We start from the raw sequence: 19,551 nt of genomic DNA on the forward strand, positions 1-19,551 counted from the left end.
GAACTAGCCCCTTATGCTTCAAATTTTTTGAGAATAATGGTGGCATTGTGACCGCCGAATCCAAATGAATTGGACATGGCAATATTAACTTTGGTTTGACGTGGAACATTTGGTACATAATCCAGATCACATTCCGGGTCCTGATTTTCCAGGTTAATCGTTGGAGCCAGTGTCTGATGTGTCAGTGACAATCCGCAGATAACCGCTTCTACACCACCAGCAGCGCCAAGCATGTGGCCCGTCATGGATTTAGTGGAACTCACAGCGAGCTTGTACGCATGATCACCAAACGCCTTTTTGATTGCAAGCGTTTCGGATCTGTCGCCTACAGGCGTCGAAGTTCCGTGTGCATTAATGTAGTCCACTTCTTCAGGCTCAATACCCGCATTACGAAGTGCCATCTTCATACAACGTGCTGCTCCGTCCGGATCTGGTTCTGTCATGTGATGTGCATCACCTGTCAGACCGTAACCGATCACTTCACCATAAATGCGTGCACCACGTTTTTGAGCATGCTCCAGGGATTCCAGGATCAGAACACCAGCGCCTTCGCCCATAACAAAACCATCACGTTCTGTATCAAAAGGACGGCTTGACTTAGCAGGATCATCATTACGTGTAGACATTGCGCGCATCGCACAGAACCCTGCAAGACCCGTTGGTCTGATTGTTGCTTCCGCACCACCACAGATCATGGCATCTGCATCACCATTGGCAATCAGCTTGAAGGAATCTCCGATGGAGTGTGTACCTGTTGCACAAGCCGTAACAACGTTAATGTTAGGACCTTTGGCACCAAGGGAAATGGACATTTGGCCTGAAGCCATGTTGGAGATCATCATGGGAATAAAGAATGGGCTTACCCGTTTTGGACCTTTTTGCAACAATGCATTATGTTGGTCCTCCCACGTACCCAATCCACCAATACCTGATCCGATGGATACACCGAAACGCTCTGCATCAATATTCTCGTTAATTTTCAGACCACTGTCTTCAACGGCTTTGAAGCCGGCTGCCACAGCGAACTGTACAAAACGGTCCATTTTGCGAGCATCCTTGCGATCCATATATTCTTCCGGGTTGAAATCCTTGATCTCGGCTGCAATCTGTGTCGTGTATTCACTAACATCAAACGCCTCAATCTGAGAAATTCCGGACTTTCCTGCCATTAAACTGCCCCAGAACGTTTCCAAATCTTTTCCGAGCGATGTCATTACGCCCATTCCGGTAATTACTACTCTTTGTTTCAAACCGAGTCACCTCTATATCGACTGCATTACGCAAGTATTTTGTGGGAATATCCGCAAACAGACATCTACTCAACCAAGATAGGCTTGCTTGAGTAGAGCTGCTTGCGGAATGAGAAAAACCAATGAATGATGAGAAGTCCCGCCTGTTCGAAAACATGTGCGGGACTAAAAATGACTTTAGGTATGAGATTGTATGTAGTTTACAACTTCACCTACGGTCGTGATTTTTTCTGCATCTTCATCAGAGATTTCCAAATCAAATTCATCTTCCAATTCCATGACCAATTCCACTACATCCAAAGAATCAGCACCCAAATCTTCTTTGAAAGATGCTTCAAGTGTAACTTCAGCTTCGTCTGCGCCCAAGCGGTCGACGACGATGCGTTTTACACGCTCCAATACATCGGACATCCGGTTCACCTCCTTCTTTGGTATTATACGAGAATCGCAGGCAAAATGCCATAGAAGACATATGCGGCTCCCGGCCGGGGAACCCGGCCTTTTTCCGGCATTTCGGATCGTCCAGCGCCTGTTCCCCGACTATTGTTCAAGTCCGGGAAGAATTACATGTACATGCCACCATCGACATGCAGCGTCTGCCCTGTCATATAAGATGAAGCCTGTGAAGCCAGGAAAGTGACTACACCGGCGATTTCATCCGGCTGACCCAAACGGGACAACGGAATACCACTTAGCATACCGTCCACCAGCTCCTGGGACAACTCTTTTGTCATATCTGTCTCAATGAAACCTGGTGCAACACAGTTAACTGTGATTCCACGAGAAGCCAGTTCACGAGCAGATGCCTTTGTCAGGCCAATGACTCCCGCTTTGGCAGCAACATAGTTTGCTTGTCCAGCATTACCGAGCACACCTACAACCGAGGAGATATTGATAATTCTTCCCGACCGTTGTTTCATCATTGGACGTGTAACCGCCTTAAGGCAGTTAAACACACCTTTGAGATTGGTTTCAATAACCTGATCGAATTCTTCCTCTTTCATACGCATGATCAGATTATCACGGGTGATACCGGCATTGTTCACCAGAATATCAACGTTTCCCCATGCTTCGAGTGTAGCTTTGACCATTTGTTCAGCTTCATCCATCAGGCCAACATTGGCTTGAAGTGTAATCGCCTTGACTCCTTTGGCACGAATCGCTTCCGCCACTTCCTCAGCTGCCGCTTGACTACCCGCATAATTCACGGCTACGTTCGCTCCAGCTTCTGCAAGTGCCAGTGCAATACTGCGCCCAATGCCCCGGGATGCCCCGGTAACGAGTGCATTTTTACCTTCTAATGGTTTAGACATAATCATTCCTCCTTTCCCCAAATCTATATCAGTTCAACCAAAGAATGTTTACACTTGCCACTCCGATGACAGAATAAACTTCCGATCGCTGTTATCCCCAGATTTTTTTGATTCCCTTTTCTAAAGGGAAAATCCGGTGATAAAGGCGAACGCTCCGCTTCTTCAGTTTTTTTCTGTCCTCTCCGTTCTCGTGTAAAAAGTTTAGTCTAACTCATATAACTCCTTCTAATTCACTTGCCGTTGCTTCGAGCGTTTCAAGACTGTTCACATTGTACAATTTTACGGTTTTATCTGTTTTTTTAATCAAACCGGTCAATACACTGCCAGATCCAATCTCGATGAACGTATCCACGCCTTGCTCAATAAGCCATGTCACACTGTCTTCCCATAATACAGGAGAATAGACCTGAGCTGTCAACAAATCCTGAACCTGTCCATCCTCTGCAGGTCTTGCAGTCACATTAGCGACTACAGGGACCGCTGCCGGTGAGAACGTAACGGTTTTCAGTTTCTCTGCCAGCTTCTCAGCTGCACCCTTCATCAATGAAGAGTGGAACGGACCACTTACTTCCAATGCAATGGCGCGTTTACCGCCTGCTTCCTTCACTCGTTCCGAGACAGCAGCTACGCCTTCTTTCACACCAGAAATGACGATTTGTCCCGGACAATTAATGTTGGCAAGTTCAACCGCATGACCACTTTCAGATACGTCACGGCAAAGCACCCCCAGCGCTTCCCGATCCGCACCGAGCACAGCAGCCATCGCTCCTTGTCCACCCGGTACTGCCTGTTCCATATACTGACCACGTGCCCGCACAGTGCTCACTGCGTCAGCAAACGTAAGAACGCCCGCTGCCACCAGTGCACTGTATTCTCCCAGGCTGTGTCCAGCCGTATAGTCAGGCTGAATTCCTTTTTCTTTGAAAGCTTCAAGCAAGGCAATACTTGCTGTCAACAGAGCCGGTTGTGTATTTGATGTCTGTTTCAACTCGGTCTCCGGTCCTTCAAATACAAGGTTGCTCAGCGAGAAACCCAATGTTTCATCTGCTGTGCGAAAAATTTCGGTTGCCGCAGGCACAGACTCATACGCGTCCTTAGCCATGCCTACAGCCTGTGATCCCTGTCCGGGAAATACAAATGCTATTTTACCCATCTCATTCATCTCCCAGATGTCTATTTTACCAAACGAGTACCGATGCACCCCATGTCAAACCGCCACCGAATCCAACCATCAGGACGGTATCTCCGGCTTTCATGCGACCTTCCTCCGCAGCTTCTACCAGAGCAAGCGGGATGGAAGCAGCCGATGTGTTTGCATACTTATCGACGTTGACTACAACCTTTTCTTCAGGAAGTTCAAGTCGTTGCATCGCAGATTGGATAATCCGAATATTCGCTTGGTGAGGAACAAACAGATCCACATCCGTACGCTCCATACCAGCCTTGCGTAATACCTCAATGGTAGCCGTCCCCATGACACGTACCGCAAACTTGAACACTTCACGACCGTTCATGTAGATGTAATGTTTTTTATTTTCAACGGTCTCTGCGGAAGCAGGCAGACGGGAACCGCCGCCTTCCATCTGAAGAAGACTACCGCCAGAACCTTCGGCACCGAGATCGAATGCTTTGAATCCGCGACCTTCCGGAACTTCACCAACAACTACCGCGCCTGCTCCATCACCAAAGAGGACACATGTGTTACGGTCTGTATAATCCGTAATACGAGACAAGCAGTCTGCACCAATAACAAGTGCATTGTTGTACATACCGCTTTGGATGAAGCTCGTAGCACTAGCCAAACCGTATACAAATCCGGAACAAGCAGCCGACAGATCAAATGCCGCGGCACCTTTTGCACCCAATTTGTCCTGCAAGATGCAGGCTGTCGATGGGAACGAAGAATCCGGGGTAATGGTTGCAACAATAATCAGGTCTAGATCACTTCCTGTCATGCCTGCAGATTCAAGGGCTTTAATAGCCGCTTCGTATGCCAGATCAGAAGTTGCCTGATCGGGTGCAGCGATGTGACGCTCTTTGATTCCTGTACGACTGACGATCCACTCGTCATTGGTATCGACCATTTTCTCCAGATCGCTATTTGTCAAAATTTTCTCAGGCACATATTTCCCTGTACCAATAACCCCTACTGGGCGCAAATTATTCATATCGTCACTCACTTCCCGCTAATTTCCTTAGATATGCTCTCTACCAGCTGATTCTGCACTGCAATCCGAGCCTGGCGCACAGCATTTTTGATGGCATTGCCATCAGCAGATCCATGACTTTTCACAACCAGTCTACTCAAACCAAGGAGTGGCGCTCCGCCATGCTCCGTATAATCCAGCTTTCGTTTCAATCCACGCAGCTCAGGCATCAGTACAGCCGCAGCCAGTTTACTTTTAAGAGAAGATGAAAATTGTTCCTTAAGCAAGGCGAAAATGGCACCTGCTGTGCCTTCAAGCGACTTCAGCAGGATATTCCCTGCAAAACCGTCACATACAAGCACATCGCAAGCACCAGTCAGCACATCACGTGCCTCAACATTACCGACAAACCGAATTGGGAGTTGTTCCAGTAAAGGATATGCATGTTTGGTTAACTCATTTCCCTTGCCTGGCTCTGTTCCTACATTGAGCAAGCCCACTCGTGGGGACTCAATGCCCTGTACTTTTTGCCTATACAAACTGCCCATCAGGCCATATTGTGCAAGGTGCTCCGGTTTGGCATCCATATTCGCTCCCAGATCCAGCGCAAGTACACCTACATCATCAATTGTTGGAATCATAGGCGCAAGCGCCGGACGTTCAATACCTTCCATGCGACCTACAACAAGCAATCCCGCTGTCATCAGCGCTCCGGTATTGCCCGCCGAGATCATCGCGTCCGCTTCGCCCTCTTTCAGCATGCGACCTGCGACCACCATGGAGGCATCCTTCTTGCGACGCACTGCTTTGACGGGTTCATCATCCGAGCCAATCACTTCGGAAGCGTGCCGGACCGTAAGATTGGCAGGTCTCACACCTGACTGACTCAAAAGAGGCTCCAGCTTGGCTTCATCGCCGATCAGGACGATCTGTGTATCCGCCCACTCCGTGGCTGCGGCAATCGCACCTTCTACCGTTGATGCAGGTGCATTGTCGCCTCCCATGGCATCAATGACGATTTTCATTCCAAATGACCTCCTTCTCCGCTGTCTTCTCCACCTGAATGGTAGATTACAAAGTTGCCTTGAAACACCATTTCTTCACCTACATAAGTGAATACTTCCACTTTGGCTTTGCCCTTTTGACCCGGAATCGATCTCACATAAGCCTTTGCAATACATTTCTCTCCCAAATGAACCGAACGGACAAAGCGAATGTCTGCTGATGCAGTCAACGCGATCTCGTCATTAATAATCGCTACAGCCAAGGAGTTGGCCTGTGCAAAGACATAGTGCCCACGTGCAATCCCTGTTCTGGAAAATACGTGTTCTTCCTTAATCTCAAACAGTGAAATCCCGCTTTTATCCAGTTGCAGATCCACAATATCACCGATAATCTCATGCAAGGGCAACGAGCGTACCTGATCATACGAGAGCTCTGCCATCAGTTTCATCCGCTCCCGAAGTTCGGGTATTCCAAGTTCCAGCCTGTCAAGACGAATCGTCTGAATACTCACCTTCAATTGGCGTGTAAGTTCCTGATCCGTCACAAACGGGTTCTCTTCTATCATTTTGGTTAACTGCTGTTGCCTCTGTCTCTTCGGTACACGTTCGATGCCTGACACCCCCCGCTGTATCGTTTACGGAACCGTCCCGTCCGGCCAGTTCAACCATTCTTTCCTGTTGCTTCTATAGTTGCATCCCTGGTCACCAGGGTCGTTCTCAAACGGATTATGGTTCATCTATATGTAACGTCAAATCTTAGAACCTGGTACTAAACTATAGTATATCTCATCCCGTGTCAAAAAGAAAGACTGGCCTAACAAAAACAATACACCCCTGTGAAGCACGGATTTCACGCCTGCCTACTCACTCTATAACTACCTCTAATCCAAAAAAAGTAGCACCTCATCGAAATGAAGTGCTACTTAATGTTCAACTATTATTGAGAGATGATCTCTCTTGCTTTGTACGTTCCGCACACTTTGCACACGTGGTGACTAAGTTTAAGTTCGCCACATTGTTCACATTTCACCATGCCCGGTACAGCCAATTTAAAGTGAGTGCGACGTTTGTCGCGACGCGTCTTGGACGTTCTCCGTTGAGGTACTGCCATTATTCCCACCTCCTTATCAAAATCAACCTTTGCAGGTAGTCTTAAAATGTTCGATTTTCAATCATGCTCATTTAAAAAAATCCTTGAGCCCTGCAAGCCGCGGATCGATAACCTGGTTATCACAACCGCAGTCACCTTCGTTCAGCTCATGGCCACACTTGGGGCATAACCCTTTGCATGTATCGCTGCATAGCGGTATAAACGGAAGATCCAGCAGAAAAGCTTCCTCGGCATAACCCTTCAGATCAACGCTATCTCCATCCACATAGAGCGTATCATCGTCTTCGTGTAAGTCCTCTGGCTGTTTTCCCTGCTTGAATTGCTCATGAAAATCAATATGAAAATGTTCATTGATCGGCTTGAGACAACGGGAGCACAACATGTCCACTCCTATGGTCAGCTTGCCATGAACATCCACAACGTCACCTTCTCTAAATTCTGCAGATAAATCCGCAGTCAGTGGGGTAACGGCTGTGATATCTTGTCGGTTAGAAACCAGTTCCTTGATATCCCACTGTTCGTTAAACTTCAGCGGGCCATCACTGGTAGCCACTTTGCGAAATGGCATTAACATTTCCATCACTCCAAACGAAACCAATTTCATAATTCGTATCAAACGTATCACGACAGTTATACAGGTCAAGCCTTCTTTTGTAAAGCAGCAAATCCTGACTGTATGTATTCTGACGCTTCATCGTTAAAAGTATTATGAAATTGACTTAACAAACAAAAATCATTATACCGATTTTTCAAGACGTTTGTCAACACTTTTAACTTTACACCCTTTTTAAAAACACTGACCACACAGCCATTTACTCCATCTGGTCTATTATAGACTCACTTCAAGATAAACTACAAGTCGTCATTTTAATTGTAGTTCCTTGCAAACACCGGTCACATTTCGTTAACGTTTAGTGTGATCTATATCACACAGACCTATTTGCTCCCTATCTATACTTACTATAAACCGAAGCACGATCAGCTCCATGACCGATTTATTATCCAACTATTTCATATCATATCGGGAGGGAAAATATATGTTAAGTGAGCACACGATTAGAGTCATTAAATCTACAGTCCCCGTACTTGAAGTCCACGGCGAAGCGATCACACGCCACTTCTACGAAACGATGTTCACAGCTCATCCGGAACTGCTGAATATTTTCAATCATGCAAATCAGAAACAGGGACGGCAGCAAGCCGCCCTCGCCAATATGGTGTACACCGCCGCCCTTCATATCGATAATCTGTCCTCCATCCTGCCTGCCGTCCGGCAAGTTGCACATAAACATCGCAGCCTGGGTATCGTTCCCGAGCAATATGCGATTGTCGGCACCTATCTGCTTCAAGCCATCAAAGATGTGCTTGGAGATGCGGCAACGGATGAAATTATCACCGCGTGGGGCGAAGCCTACAATGTCATTGCAAATGCCTTTATCGGGATCGAACAGGATATGTATACGGAAGCAGAAAACCAAACGGGTGGCTGGGAAGGGTTCCGGACATTCAAAGTTGCCAAGAAAGTGCAGGAAAGCGAAGTCATCACGTCCTTTTATCTCGTTCCAGACGATGGTAAGCCTATTGCCAGCTATGAACCAGGACAATACATCAGCATCAAAATTCAGCCAGAGGCACAGTCATTTACTCAGATTCGTCAGTATAGCCTTTCAGATGCCCCAGGTAAACCATACTATCGCATTTCCGTTAAGCGTGAGCGAGGTGTGTTAGAGCGCCCTGACGGAGTTATCTCGACGTATCTACATGATCACATTGAAGAAGGCAGTCAGGTGGAACTATCCGCTCCTGCTGGCGACTTCACGCTAAATGCAGAGGATAAACGTCCTGTTGTGCTGCTTAGTGGTGGTGTTGGCTTAACGCCCATGATCAGTATGTTAAATACGTTGGTTCATTTGAACGAAAACCGTGCAATTACATTTTTGCATGCAAGTCCTAATGGTCAATCTCACGCTTTCCGTGATCATGTGAACAGCCTGGTCGAAGGTAATCAGGGCGTTCAAGCTTATTATTGCTATACACAACCTGAGGATTCTGATCGTACGAACAATCACTTTCATAAGGAAGGTTATATGGATGCGGCCTGGCTTCGTCAAGTGATCGATGAACTGGATTCCATTTATTATCTGTGCGGACCCGTTTCGTTCATGCGGGCAGTGTATACGGAGCTTCTGGCGCTTGGTGTTGCAGCGGACAACATTCATTATGAATTTTTTGGGCCCAAAGCAAGTCTATCTCCCGCACCGGGAAGTGTCTAAACGTTGTGAAATGTGATTAGCCTAACTTCCTAATGTATAAGTGTATAGGTACGTGTCCTATCATGCTGATTTATCAAGGTGAAGAGGTCGTTCGCCGAATATCAAAATGTGTACTATACAATAGATTTGCAGGCACACAGTCTGACATCCGTTGATGTTGGATTTGTGCCTTTTTCTTGTCTTGATTGGTGCATGATTTGATCTAATACATGACATCCCCTATGATGGAATGGATGTTATACATACTCGGTTATCCAATCGAAAGGAGTACGTCTAATCATGAAAGCCGTAGGCGTCATTGTTGAATATAACCCCTTGCACAATGGGCATGTCTATCATTTGCAAGAAGCTCGGCGGCTAAGCGGCGCAGACGCCGTTGTTGCGGTCATGAGCGGCCCTTTTCTCCAGCGTGGCGAACCCGCCATCGTGGGTAAAAGGGCACGCACCGAGATGGCGCTGCACGCAGGCGCGGATCTCGTGCTTGAACTGCCGGTTGCGTACGCAGTCCAACCGGCCGAGTGGTTTGCCTTCGGTGCGGTCTCGCTGCTGCACCGCACCGGCATTGTGGACTCGCTCTGCTTTGGCAGCGAGTCCGGCGACCTGGACAGCCTGCAGCGCATTGCGCGCGTGCTGGCTGTGGAGCCCGCAGGGATGCGCGAGGACATCGCGCGCCGCCTGCGGGAAGGCGCCAGCTACCCCGCCGCGTACGCAGGCGCGGCGGCGGCACTGGCGCCCGGCGGCGTCGATGCTCACGACGCCGCTGCACTGCTGGAGCAGCCCAACAATTCGCTTGGGCTGCACTACCTGATCGCGCTGCAACGACTTGGCAGCGCGATCCAGCCCTTTACGGCGGCGCGTACCGGTGCCGCGTATCATGAGGCGACGCCCGGGCCGGGGGCGATCGCCAGTGCAACAGCCGTCCGCCGCCTCCTGATGGCGGACGGACCCGATGCCGCCGCACCATACGTGCCGGCGGCAACTCTTGCCATTCTGCATCACGAATGGCAGGAAGGGCGCGCTCCCATACACTGGGAGCGCTTTGCACAGCCGCTGTTGCACCTCGCGGCCACCCGCCGTGCCTCCGAGCTGGAACGCATCGCCGAAGTCACGGAAGGCCTGGAACACAGGCTGAGCCGTGCACTCGCTCAGCTCCCGGAGCCTTCAGTCGAAGCACTCCTGAATGCACTAAAGACCAAACGATACACACGCACCAAACTCCAGCGTATGCTCGCCCACCTGCTCCTGAATCACACCAAAGCCGAGTGTTCACCAGAGCAATTAGCTACCGGACCCGGATATCTCCGAGTCCTTGGATTTAATGCTCAAGGACAGAGCCTCCTTAAACAAATGAAGAAGACTGCATCGCTTCCTGTTGTACTGAAACCGTCGACGTTCACACACAATCAACTTGAACTGGATATACAAGCTCAGGTTGCGTATGGGCTCGCTTGCGAGCATAAGGACACACGCAAGATGTTCAGTGACTACTATGAGTCGCCAGTGAGACTGTAATCCGCTTTTGACCATAAGGCTTCATCTCTAACGAGCTTTTTTCCATCATCAAACAGATCATTGATATCCACTATTCGACACTCAACTATTCAATTTAAAAAAAATCCCCTTGCTGCACGCCACTCAGGCACCTCGCAACAAGGGGATTTCCTTATTAACTTCTGTTGATCTTCTCAAACCTCTTGATCACACTTCATTCCACTGTAATCAATTATTCGAATTCATCCGTACTTTATCCATCCCGTTCAACGTTGGCTCGATCTCTTCCCGCCCGATGATAACCTATGATTTCACGGACAAGGTTTTCAAATAAGCCAGCGCATCATCCACCGTGCTCACAGGCACAAGTTTCATTTTGGTGCCGATTTGTTCAGCCTTGGCTGCTGCTTCCTTATAGTTATCCTTAGGTACAAAGAAGATCTCCGCTTCTTTTCGATCAGCGGCTACAATCTTGTGTACTACACCACCAATGGCACCCACCACACCCTCCTTGGTAATGGTACCTGTACCCGCAATTCGATGCCCCTTGGTCAGATCTCCAGGTGTTAACTGGTTATAGATCTCCAACGTAAACATCAAGCCGGCAGACGGACCACCAACCTGAGTATCGGTAAAGGAGATCTGTTTGTCTGGCTCTTCAGCTTTCACCTTCTGAACCGTACCAATCATTACTCCGAGTCCCGGGCGGGTTTCACCTGTTTTATTGTCTTTTACCTGAATCAGTTTCACATCCCGGCTAATGGTCTCTCCACCACGTTCCAGTTGCATTTCAACCGTATCTCCGACCTTTTTATCTTTTAACTCGGCAGAAAGCACCGTATTATCCGGCGTAGCTGTTCCGTTCACTCCCAGAATGATATCTCCCGGAGCAATGTCTCCTTCCGGTTTTGGATTTTCAGACAGTCCAAATACAAAGATATGTTCAGGTACAATAGAGTAAGTCACACCAGCCTGCTCATATGCAGCCTCCATTGCGGAGGATTGTGAGTCACTCATGAACCACACCTGTTCGGCAGAGTATTCCGCTTCGCTTTTGCCGCGCAGTCGGTCTTCCTTTTTATCCACTTGAGCATTTTTATTGAACAGAGAGGTTCCTAGCAAAAACACATTGGCATATGTTGCCGACACGGTTGTCATCATGAACACACCGTGTTCTTCCTGGTCTCCACCCTTAACGGTTACCATTGGTTTTACTTCATCTGCACTGCCAGGCATATATATGATATACGGCGTTGGCATGTACACGGCAACATAGACGACCAGAGCCACCACGATCACAAAGATCGAAGCTCTGAATCCGCCAGATTTCCGAATCCGATTCATCGCATGAGCCTCCGTTCTTTGTATCTCTATATAAGCTGAACTCTACACTAATCAGCAATCGTAATTCCACCTTGTGAATACTTCCATTCGTCGGTTAGATTCACGCTCTTTGTAATGCAGATACTCAGCTCATCTTGTTTAATCATTTTTTTCAAGTCTAACACTCTGGTCCTTGTGCATACAATGGTACAGGCCGGATAGGCCGCTGTATACAATATCCTGTCCGGTCAAGGCCGAACCGCCCTTTGGGCGTCATTCGGCCGTCCATAACGATTCAGATGCCTAATCGAAGTTATCTGATATGAGGTGAAACGATGACATTACAGAGCGAGGTTAGAGATTCTGGCCCGTTGCGAACGATAATCCTAAGTACCGGCGCTTTAATGTTGGTCATTGCGGTAGTTGCTTCCCCCAAAGAAGCATTTGATGCCTCTATTCAAGGTCTGGATATATGGTGGAAAATCATCTTCCCTGCCATGCTCCCGTTCCTCATGTTATCCCAAATGCTCACTGCATTTGGCTTCACCCACGCGATCGGCGCCTTGCTCGGACCGTTAATGCAACGCTGGTTCAGACTTCCAGGCAACGCAGGTCTGGCGATTGCCGTAGGCATGTGCGGCGGATTTCCCGCAGGAGCAGATGCGGTATCCCGTTTATTTCAGGATAGACAAATTACCGCCAAGCAGGCGGTTGTCCTTGCGGCGGCATCTCATTTTGCCAATCCAATGATGATCATTTTGGTCGTCGGTGCTGCTTTTCTCCACCAGCCAGCGGCCGGATATTTTCTACTCGTGGTCCACTGGATCAGCGGCTGGATTGCTGCCATTCTTGCCACGCGTCTCCTGCCTGCACCGGGTAACCAGACAAACATGATTGGCTCAACAGCCGTACAAGCAGATAACAACTCTCTTGATTTTCAGCCTGCAAGTCCTGCAAGTTCCACAAGTCGCTCATCTGCACCCCACCACGCAACGTTCAAACGACGCAGTATATGGTCCGATATGATGATTTCAGCCAGAGAAGCCCATAGTCGTGATGGAAGAGGATTTGGCAAACTGCTCGGTGACACCGTATCCCAAGCTGTGCAGACCTTGATGATGACTGGAGGATACATGATCGGTTTTGCCGTGTTTATCCGGTTGGTCTCCCTTTATCTGACGCCCGGGTCCTCTGCTGCGCTGTGGCCAGCCTTCTTTGAGCTTCATCTGGGCACCTATCATTTGAGCCAGACTTCACTTACACCCATGCTGCTCATGTCTCTACTTGCAGCCGTTCTGGGATGGGGTGGTTTATGTTCCCATCTGCAAGTCTCTGCTGTCCTGAAAACAACTGGTCCGGGCAGCAAATCGATGTTGTACTTTGCTGGAGTTCGTCTGACTCATGGATTAATCGCCTTTTTCATCAGTCTGTTCCTATGGATGCCGTTCAGCCGTTATAGCTCAGAAGTCTGGACCACATTACAGACGAATGCAGAGCAGGACCTCACGACACCATTTGGTTGGCTACTCATACATAGTCCAGGTAACACATACACGATCAACACCATTTGGAGCATCTTCCCTGCTGCATGCATGGGACTTGCGTTACTTCTTGCAGTCATGGTTAGTCTATCAGGTCTTACTTTCTGGTTTAACCGCCGGTTTTCTCGCTGATTTTCTGACGGAGCGCAGCTTCCACTTCAGGTGAGACAAGATCTGTAACATCTCCATGATAATGAGCGATTTCTTTGACGATGCTGGAACTTAAATAGGAATACTTCGGATTTGTCATCATAAATATCGTTTCCGCATCCGGGTTCAACTTGCTATTGGTCGATGCCAATTGCAACTCGTATTCAAAATCAGTTACCGAGCGTATACCACGAACGATGACCTGAGCTTCCTTTTGCCGGACATAATTAGCTGTCAGATCGCGGAAACTATCCACCTCCACATTGGGTAGATGGCGGGTTACTTCCGTAATCAGTTCCTTGCGTTCCTCCACCGTAAACAGCGGATTTTTGCTCATATTGTTCAATACAGCCACAATGACGCGATCAAATTGCTTTGACGCTCTGGCGATAATATCCAGATGCCCCATCGTTACGGGATCAAAACTTCCAGGATATACGGCGATCCGTTCCTGTCGATGTATCATTTCAGTCATGAGGAGCCTCCTCTTCCGGTGTAATGGATTCTCCATCTTCAACTGCTTCAGACGCATAATAATAGATGGATACTGCCGTCTCCCCATACAAAGCCTTGCGCGTTTGTTCAAACGGGCCGAATTGCTCAGGGTAGTCATGTTTGGATTCATATTCAAGCACGATGGTTGCTTCAGGTTCCAAAAGCTCCAGTTCGTGCATGGTCAGCATTAACTCGTGCCCGTTCTTCATGCGATATGGAGGGTCTAGAAACACCAGATCAAAGGTTGTGCCTCGCTTGGCGAGTGCCTTCAATGCCCGACCTGCATCATTACGATATACGGCCGCCTGGTCTTCAAGCTTGGTAGCCTTCAGATTCATGCGGATAACTTCAATACTTTTTGATTCCAAATCAACAAAAACAGCCTTGTCCATGCCGCGGCTCAGCGCCTCAATACCGAGACCTCCACTGCCTGCAAACAGATCCAATGCTGTGCCGCCCTCAAAATAAGGACCAACCATGCTAAATAACGCTTCCTTCACCTTGTCGGTGGTCGGCCGCGTACCCGTGCCAGGAACAGCCTTCAGCGGCCTGCCTTTTGCACTCCCAGATACCACTCTCACTTGACGAGTCACCTTTTCTCTATGTAAGTTTATTGATACGACTATCGTACCACACTCGGGTTCAGTTTGAAAAATATGAGGTCTTCATTTCCCTTGGAAAATTGTTGACGAATTGTTGACGCATATGTATAAAAAGGAACAAATCGGGCGATTCTATAATTATCGACATCACAAGTGTCGTAGACAACCGCGGAGAAGACTTACGTTTCCCCATAAGCTCTTCGTCCGGTTTCTCCTCTCCCATGAAAAAGAAGCTCTCGAAAGAGGGCTTCTTTTTGTTGTTTATGTTTTTCATTTATTTTGTTAGTTATACTTTTCTTCAAATTCACTTATGTCGGCTTGCTCTTTGGTCTGCAACCATCCAATCTCCCTCAGCCACATGCCCATATCTGCTATAAATTGCTTGGCGTTTAGATGTTCAATCTTGTATTTCTGTATCTTTTCACTCAAAAAAGCATAAAACTCATGGCTTAACGCATACCGTTGTTTGCTTTTGCTTAATGTCTTATAACGATCCTCGCTGACCACCAGATCAAAATAGATGACATTCTCCTTCTTCACATGCCTGACCGTCGACTTCCTCTCATATTCTTCAGGAAGACACCTGAAAACAAAGAAGAGTTCAATATCGACTAGCTCATATTTGCTTTCTGCTTGATCAAACACAGACTGCAACTCATCCGAAAGATTGGCAACGTGCGTTAAACCTGAAGTATCCATTGATTTTCCAATAATCATAATTGAACTCCTCTCTGTTCATTTTCATCATTCATAATGCAACTAAAAAAGGTTGACTAGTGATGTAATCTCCGTCAACCTTTCCTATGTTCATCCTCCTTGTGCCTTGCCTCAACTTAGCAAGCTATACTAATTCAGCTCTCGATGTTTCCGATTGGAAAGTCGTAAATTGATCAATGGAATGATGAGTACAACAACCGGCAAGAGAAGATTCATCGAACCCGTCTTAATCATCATGAAGGTAATAAACAACACGGCGAGCCAAGTCATAATCTCCGTCATTTCATATTTGGTTAACGTCAGCTTGAGAGCTTTTCTGGAAATGAAACGAATCAAGAAATAAGCGATTAGACTATAGAACAGGATCATCACCAAGATGGCAACAAGGATTATAAAGTACATATCCACCATAAAAATCTCACCCGACCCTTATATCTTTTTCCTTAATTTTACCATATAAGCAATAGGATGTCATTCCAAATTCCGAAGCAGAGTTCCTTCAAAAGTAGCGATTTACGTTTTACTTCTCTTCAACAACAATCGTTGCATTATAGATCACAACACGTTTCCCATTGAGATCAAATAATACTTTATTGCCGTATTCCGTATCTTCCACGTCAATTTTGCCATCATAGGTCTGAATCAATTCACCGTTATTGCTGTACACTTTAACAACCCTCTCCAGGCCACCCGAGTTATTGGACCTCATCGTTTTGAGTGCACGTTCACCCGAAGCGGTATTGAAATACCATATGAAACATCCAACTATGATACCCAAGAAGACCAACACCGTCACCCATATACCTGTCTTTGCTTTTTTACTCATCTTGAACCCCCCTCTTATGTTTCCTGTCTCGTACATTACGAGGTTGGAGAGAGAACGGTTTCATACAAAGCCTCTCAAGCTGTTCGTTGACATAACAAAACAGAGGCCTCCAACGAGCGAAGACCTCTGTTCTTTATAGAATACATTCTTTATTCTGTACGATTCTTTTACTTACAGTGCTCGAATGACAAATTCAAATGTCAATTCGCCGTCTGAAGGGATCAGGTATTCCGGATGAACCGGAGCACCCCAGCTGTCATCACCGCCAACACCCATTTGTTTACCTGCTACAGTCACGACCGTATAGTGCACAGGTGGCAATTCGTACGCATGTTGTGCGTTCTCCAGCTCAAATGCCGTATATGGTGATACATTCAGCTCGACTGGAGTTCCAGATGCTTCAATTTTGAAGCCACGTCCCGCGTTGTCTGTCAATTTGGCCCAACGTACGCCTGTACGGTTGCCTGATTCCTGTGGTACCAGATATGGAGCCATGGTATCAGCTACCTTGCTGCCGTGGATACCGAGACGCGCGCCAAATGCGCGGTCTGCATAGTTTTCTTCGGGTCCCATCGCGAGCCATTCCACGTTTTCGAAGTCAGGTGATGTTCTGAAGGACAATGCATGAATTGGCAGGTTTGGCAATCCGGCTGTACCTTTGTACGTATTATGCACACGTACGCTTCCATCTGCATGAACGGTATATAACACTTTCACTTGTACATCCTCCGAAATGTTGAGCTTGTACGTGAACTCGATCCGGTATTGATCCGGTTTCTGTTCCGCTTTCCACTCTACAGAACGTGGCATCAGGCTCGCTGCATACCAGGCACCCAGTTCGAAGCCCATCGCCATACCTTTGTCATTATCCGTCATTGCACGCCAGAAGAGTGGTGCAGGTGGTACAGCAATCGTCTCACGACCAGACAATTTCAGGGAAACCAGTGTCCCAAACTGTTTGGAGAACAGCGCATGTGTCTTGCCGGCACGAACACCGATGTTAACATCACCTTCGATAACTTGTACATCACTTACAAGGTTCAAGTCGACTTCAACTGCATCATTCACCTGATCCTGGGTGAAAATAAACTGTCCAAATGCCACTTCTTCGCCTTTGTCAGCCCACAGTGTAGCTTCTTTTAACACAAATGCAGTGTTCACAGCATACTCGCCGCCCGCCAGAGCTTCTGCACCCAGCGGAAGTTTCACTACCGTCTCGCTTTGTGCATCCACGTTCACTTCCAATGTTCCACGCAACACTTCATGTCCCTCGCGCTCCAGGCTGTATACCAGTTCCAGCGCAGATGTATCTGCGAACAGATTACCGTTCACGATTTTAACACCTTCACGATCCGGGAACAGCTTGATGTTCTGGTAAAGGAATTTGACCTCCTGCATTTTCGCAGTTACTTTACGGTCAGCATGGACGATACCGTTGCCACAGAACGAATAGTCTGATGGACGATCACCAAAATCTCCGCCATAAGCGAGGAACTCTTTGCCGTAACGATCTTTTTTATAAATGGATTGGTCGATGTAATCCCAGATGAAACCACCTTGATACATCGGATATTTGTCTTCCAACTCCGTATATTTGTGCATACCACCAATGGAGTTACCCATGGCATGCATGTACTCACAGCTGATATACGGCTTGGTCGGGTTTGCATTCAGGAATTCCTCAATGTCTGCCGGTTTGGCATACATGCGAGACTCCATATCACTGGTCTCATCGAAACGGCGATCATGGAATACACCTTCGTAATGTACCAGACGTGTTGGATCAGCTGATTTGAAGTATTGGGATACTTTGTAGATGACTTCACCACCGTGTGATTCATTACCACAAGACCAGATCAGAATAGACGGATGGTTTTTGTCACGCTCCACCATGGATACAGCGCGGTCCATAACGATATCATGCCATTCCGGTTTGTCACCTGGAATAACCCATGAAGGCTCAACGGCGCCAAGCTTCTGCCAAGATCCGTGTGTCTCCAGATTCATCTCGTCAATAACATAGAGTCCGTATTCATCACACAGCTCATACCAGAGACTTTGGTTTGGATAGTGTGACGTACGTACGGCATTCATATTGTTTTGTTTGATGGTACGAACATCCCACAGCATGTCTTCCTTCGTAACCGCACGTCCACGACGCGGGTTGAACTCATGGCGATTCACACCTTTGAATACGATACGTTTACCGTTGATATGCATTACTTTGTCAATCATTTCGAATGTACGGAAACCAACGGCTTGAGGAACTACCTCAACCAGTGTACCCGCAGCATCATATACACGAATATAGAGACGGTACAAGTATGGAATCTCTGCGCTCCACAGGTTCACTGTACCAATGTCTTCACGAAGACTTACTTGCCCATCGTTAACTTTGGACTCAAACGTTTTAACGGTATTGCCTTCACGATCACGAAGTTCAGCCTCTACACGTGCTCCTGCAACCGCTTTTCCTTCCAGCTTCAGATCCACTTGCAACGTACCGTTGGTATAGGACTTGTCCAGATCTGTGCGCACATGAACATCACGTACGTGTGCAGCCGGGACCGTATACAGATACACATCTCTGAAAATGCCGGAGAAACGCCAGAAATCCTGATCTTCCAGCCAGCTGCCTGTGCTGCGTTGATACACCTCAACTGCGAGTTTGTTCTCTCCATCCTGAAGGAATGGTGTCAGGTCAAAATCAGATGGCGTGAAGCTGTCTTCCCCGTATCCTACGAATTGTCCGTTAAGCCATACATAAAATGCAGACTCTACACCTTGGAAAGAAATATATACCGGATTCGACTCCCAACCTGTCGGCAGGTGGAATGTGCGAATGTAACTTCCAACCGGATTTTTATCCTGTGGCAATGCCGGCGGACGAATGTCGTTCAAGCCATCCCAAGGATATTGTGTATTTACATATTGAATCTGTCCGTATCCTTGTAGCTGGATATGTCCAGGAACTTCAATATCATCCCAGCCTTCACTGGAAAAATCGGATGTATAGAAAAACTCAGAACGGCTGTCTGGACGAATTGCATAGTTGAATTTCCACGTACCATTCAGATCATAACGCATGGACATCGCGCCTGAACCTACAGCCTCGTCCATTGTTTGGTAGTAACGGTGATCGGAATAGGCATGAAGACGGTTCACCTCAAATACACTTACGTCCCCCAACCAGTTGATATCTGCCTTTGTTGCTTTCATCGGCTCTCTCTCCCTTTAAAACGTTATAGTTTGACTTATTCAAGGTTTACGCTGGATTTCCTTTTGCTTTACATAAACAAAAAAGACAG

At 47.5% G+C, this 19,551-nt stretch carries 19 protein-coding genes; 3 read left to right on the plus strand and 16 right to left on the minus strand.

What is annotated here, in order from left to right; translation table 11 throughout:
• Positions 1 to 11: 11 nt before the first annotated feature.
• The 9 genes from fabF to AC6CIF_RS01705 form a co-directional block, all read right to left on the minus strand.
• The gene (fabF, locus tag AC6CIF_RS01665; RefSeq protein ID WP_062833763.1) at positions 12 to 1,250 is read right to left on the minus strand and encodes a beta-ketoacyl-ACP synthase II; all 1,239 of its coding nucleotides are present in this window, start codon (positions 1,248 to 1,250) and stop codon (positions 12 to 14) included.
• A gap of 177 nt (positions 1,251 to 1,427) precedes the next feature.
• Positions 1,428 to 1,661: an acyl carrier protein gene (acpP, locus tag AC6CIF_RS01670; protein ID WP_024630176.1), complete on the minus strand. Its 234-nt coding sequence runs from the start codon at positions 1,659 to 1,661 to the stop codon at positions 1,428 to 1,430.
• Between the two features lie 152 nt (positions 1,662 to 1,813).
• A complete protein-coding gene (gene fabG / locus AC6CIF_RS01675; protein WP_017689228.1) occupies positions 1,814 to 2,563 on the minus strand; it encodes a 3-oxoacyl-[acyl-carrier-protein] reductase in 750 nt (249 codons plus the stop codon).
• Positions 2,564 to 2,774: 211 nt separating this feature from the next.
• The gene (gene fabD / locus AC6CIF_RS01680; RefSeq protein ID WP_237175981.1) at positions 2,775 to 3,716 is read right to left on the minus strand and encodes an ACP S-malonyltransferase; all 942 of its coding nucleotides are present in this window, start codon (positions 3,714 to 3,716) and stop codon (positions 2,775 to 2,777) included.
• Between the two features lie 25 nt (positions 3,717 to 3,741).
• Positions 3,742 to 4,731: a beta-ketoacyl-ACP synthase III gene (locus tag AC6CIF_RS01685; protein ID WP_076209487.1), complete on the minus strand. Its 990-nt coding sequence runs from the start codon at positions 4,729 to 4,731 to the stop codon at positions 3,742 to 3,744.
• Between the two features lie 8 nt (positions 4,732 to 4,739).
• Positions 4,740 to 5,735 carry a phosphate acyltransferase PlsX gene (gene plsX / locus AC6CIF_RS01690; RefSeq protein WP_017689231.1) on the minus strand — a complete coding sequence of 332 codons (996 nt, stop codon included), beginning with the start codon at positions 5,733 to 5,735 and terminating at the stop codon, positions 4,740 to 4,742.
• Positions 5,732 to 6,280 (minus strand): transcription factor FapR, encoded by a 549-nt coding sequence (gene fapR, locus AC6CIF_RS01695; RefSeq protein ID WP_047842457.1) that lies wholly within the window; start codon positions 6,278 to 6,280, stop codon positions 5,732 to 5,734. The genes plsX and fapR overlap by 4 nt, the downstream gene beginning before the upstream one ends.
• 371 nt (positions 6,281 to 6,651) lie before the next feature.
• Positions 6,652 to 6,825 carry a 50S ribosomal protein L32 gene (gene rpmF / locus AC6CIF_RS01700; protein ID WP_017689233.1) on the minus strand — a complete coding sequence of 58 codons (174 nt, stop codon included), beginning with the start codon at positions 6,823 to 6,825 and terminating at the stop codon, positions 6,652 to 6,654.
• A 67-nt stretch (positions 6,826 to 6,892) separates the two neighbouring features.
• Positions 6,893 to 7,399 (minus strand): YceD family protein, encoded by a 507-nt coding sequence (locus AC6CIF_RS01705; protein WP_076208929.1) that lies wholly within the window; start codon positions 7,397 to 7,399, stop codon positions 6,893 to 6,895.
• 463 nt (positions 7,400 to 7,862) lie between these two features.
• Here AC6CIF_RS01705 and hmpA point away from each other — a divergent pair, with 463 nt between their 5' ends.
• Together hmpA and AC6CIF_RS01715 are read left to right on the plus strand one after the other, a co-directional pair.
• Positions 7,863 to 9,098 carry an NO-inducible flavohemoprotein gene (gene hmpA / locus AC6CIF_RS01710; protein WP_498197536.1) on the plus strand — a complete coding sequence of 412 codons (1,236 nt, stop codon included), beginning with the start codon at positions 7,863 to 7,865 and terminating at the stop codon, positions 9,096 to 9,098.
• 279 nt (positions 9,099 to 9,377) lie between these two features.
• The gene (locus AC6CIF_RS01715) at positions 9,378 to 10,610 is read left to right on the plus strand and encodes a nucleotidyltransferase (RefSeq protein ID WP_498197538.1); all 1,233 of its coding nucleotides are present in this window, start codon (positions 9,378 to 9,380) and stop codon (positions 10,608 to 10,610) included.
• 282 nt (positions 10,611 to 10,892) lie between these two features.
• Here the strand turns inward: AC6CIF_RS01715 and AC6CIF_RS01720 are convergent, their stop codons facing one another.
• Positions 10,893 to 11,933, minus strand: a complete 1,041-nt coding sequence (locus tag AC6CIF_RS01720) for a SepM family pheromone-processing serine protease (protein WP_498197539.1) — start codon at positions 11,931 to 11,933, stop codon at positions 10,893 to 10,895.
• Between the two features lie 314 nt (positions 11,934 to 12,247).
• Here AC6CIF_RS01720 and AC6CIF_RS01725 point away from each other — a divergent pair, with 314 nt between their 5' ends.
• Positions 12,248 to 13,585 (plus strand): nucleoside recognition domain-containing protein, encoded by a 1,338-nt coding sequence (locus AC6CIF_RS01725; protein ID WP_498197541.1) that lies wholly within the window; start codon positions 12,248 to 12,250, stop codon positions 13,583 to 13,585.
• Here the strand turns inward: AC6CIF_RS01725 and coaD are convergent.
• From coaD to lacZ, 6 genes are all read right to left on the minus strand, one after another.
• Positions 13,563 to 14,069 (minus strand): pantetheine-phosphate adenylyltransferase, encoded by a 507-nt coding sequence (gene coaD, locus AC6CIF_RS01730; protein WP_085981453.1) that lies wholly within the window; start codon positions 14,067 to 14,069, stop codon positions 13,563 to 13,565. The two genes, AC6CIF_RS01725 and coaD, sit on opposite strands and share 23 nt — an antisense overlap.
• 1 nt (position 14,070) lies before the next feature.
• Positions 14,071 to 14,679, minus strand: a complete 609-nt coding sequence (gene rsmD / locus AC6CIF_RS01735; protein ID WP_237175987.1) for a 16S rRNA (guanine(966)-N(2))-methyltransferase RsmD — start codon at positions 14,677 to 14,679, stop codon at positions 14,071 to 14,073.
• Between the two features lie 303 nt (positions 14,680 to 14,982).
• The gene (locus tag AC6CIF_RS01740; RefSeq protein WP_498197543.1) at positions 14,983 to 15,417 is read right to left on the minus strand and encodes an Imm44 family immunity protein; all 435 of its coding nucleotides are present in this window, start codon (positions 15,415 to 15,417) and stop codon (positions 14,983 to 14,985) included.
• 129 nt (positions 15,418 to 15,546) lie between these two features.
• Positions 15,547 to 15,828 (minus strand): hypothetical protein, encoded by a 282-nt coding sequence (locus AC6CIF_RS01745; protein WP_498197545.1) that lies wholly within the window; start codon positions 15,826 to 15,828, stop codon positions 15,547 to 15,549.
• A 109-nt stretch (positions 15,829 to 15,937) separates the two neighbouring features.
• Positions 15,938 to 16,243, minus strand: a complete 306-nt coding sequence (locus AC6CIF_RS01750; protein WP_017689244.1) for a hypothetical protein — start codon at positions 16,241 to 16,243, stop codon at positions 15,938 to 15,940.
• Positions 16,244 to 16,414: 171 nt separating this feature from the next.
• Positions 16,415 to 19,462, minus strand: a complete 3,048-nt coding sequence (gene lacZ, locus AC6CIF_RS01755) for a beta-galactosidase, LacZ type (protein ID WP_498197547.1) — start codon at positions 19,460 to 19,462, stop codon at positions 16,415 to 16,417.
• Positions 19,463 to 19,551 lie beyond the last annotated feature (89 nt).

The sequence above is a fragment of the Paenibacillus sp. GQ49 genome (assembly GCF_059759055.1).

Bases quoted from the DNA above. Each gene is read 5' to 3' on its own strand.
- AC6CIF_RS01705 (WP_076208929.1), bottom strand. From the start codon at position 7,399: ATGTTAATGCCATTTCGCAAAGTGGCTACCAGTGATGGCCCGCTGAAG.
- AC6CIF_RS01685 (WP_076209487.1), bottom strand. From the start codon at position 4,731: ATGAATAATTTGCGCCCAGTAGGGGTTATTGGTACAGGGAAATATGTG.
- AC6CIF_RS01720 (WP_498197539.1), bottom strand. From the start codon at position 11,933: ATGAATCGGATTCGGAAATCTGGCGGATTCAGAGCTTCGATCTTTGTG.
- coaD (WP_085981453.1), bottom strand. From the start codon at position 14,069: ATGATACATCGACAGGAACGGATCGCCGTATATCCTGGAAGTTTTGAT.
- rpmF (WP_017689233.1), bottom strand. From the start codon at position 6,825: ATGGCAGTACCTCAACGGAGAACGTCCAAGACGCGTCGCGACAAACGT.
- AC6CIF_RS01745 (WP_498197545.1), bottom strand. From the start codon at position 15,828: ATGGTGGATATGTACTTTATAATCCTTGTTGCCATCTTGGTGATGATC.
- fapR (WP_047842457.1), bottom strand. From the start codon at position 6,280: ATGATAGAAGAGAACCCGTTTGTGACGGATCAGGAACTTACACGCCAA.
- AC6CIF_RS01715 (WP_498197538.1), top strand. From the start codon at position 9,378: ATGAAAGCCGTAGGCGTCATTGTTGAATATAACCCCTTGCACAATGGG.
- fabD (WP_237175981.1), bottom strand. From the start codon at position 3,716: ATGGGTAAAATAGCATTTGTATTTCCCGGACAGGGATCACAGGCTGTA.
- AC6CIF_RS01750 (WP_017689244.1), bottom strand. From the start codon at position 16,243: ATGAGTAAAAAAGCAAAGACAGGTATATGGGTGACGGTGTTGGTCTTC.
- AC6CIF_RS01725 (WP_498197541.1), top strand. From the start codon at position 12,248: ATGACATTACAGAGCGAGGTTAGAGATTCTGGCCCGTTGCGAACGATA.
- fabG (WP_017689228.1), bottom strand. From the start codon at position 2,563: ATGTCTAAACCATTAGAAGGTAAAAATGCACTCGTTACCGGGGCATCC.
- lacZ (WP_498197547.1), bottom strand. From the start codon at position 19,462: ATGAAAGCAACAAAGGCAGATATCAACTGGTTGGGGGACGTAAGTGTA.
- AC6CIF_RS01740 (WP_498197543.1), bottom strand. From the start codon at position 15,417: ATGATTATTGGAAAATCAATGGATACTTCAGGTTTAACGCACGTTGCC.
- hmpA (WP_498197536.1), top strand. From the start codon at position 7,863: ATGTTAAGTGAGCACACGATTAGAGTCATTAAATCTACAGTCCCCGTA.
- plsX (WP_017689231.1), bottom strand. From the start codon at position 5,735: ATGAAAATCGTCATTGATGCCATGGGAGGCGACAATGCACCTGCATCA.
- acpP (WP_024630176.1), bottom strand. From the start codon at position 1,661: ATGTCCGATGTATTGGAGCGTGTAAAACGCATCGTCGTCGACCGCTTG.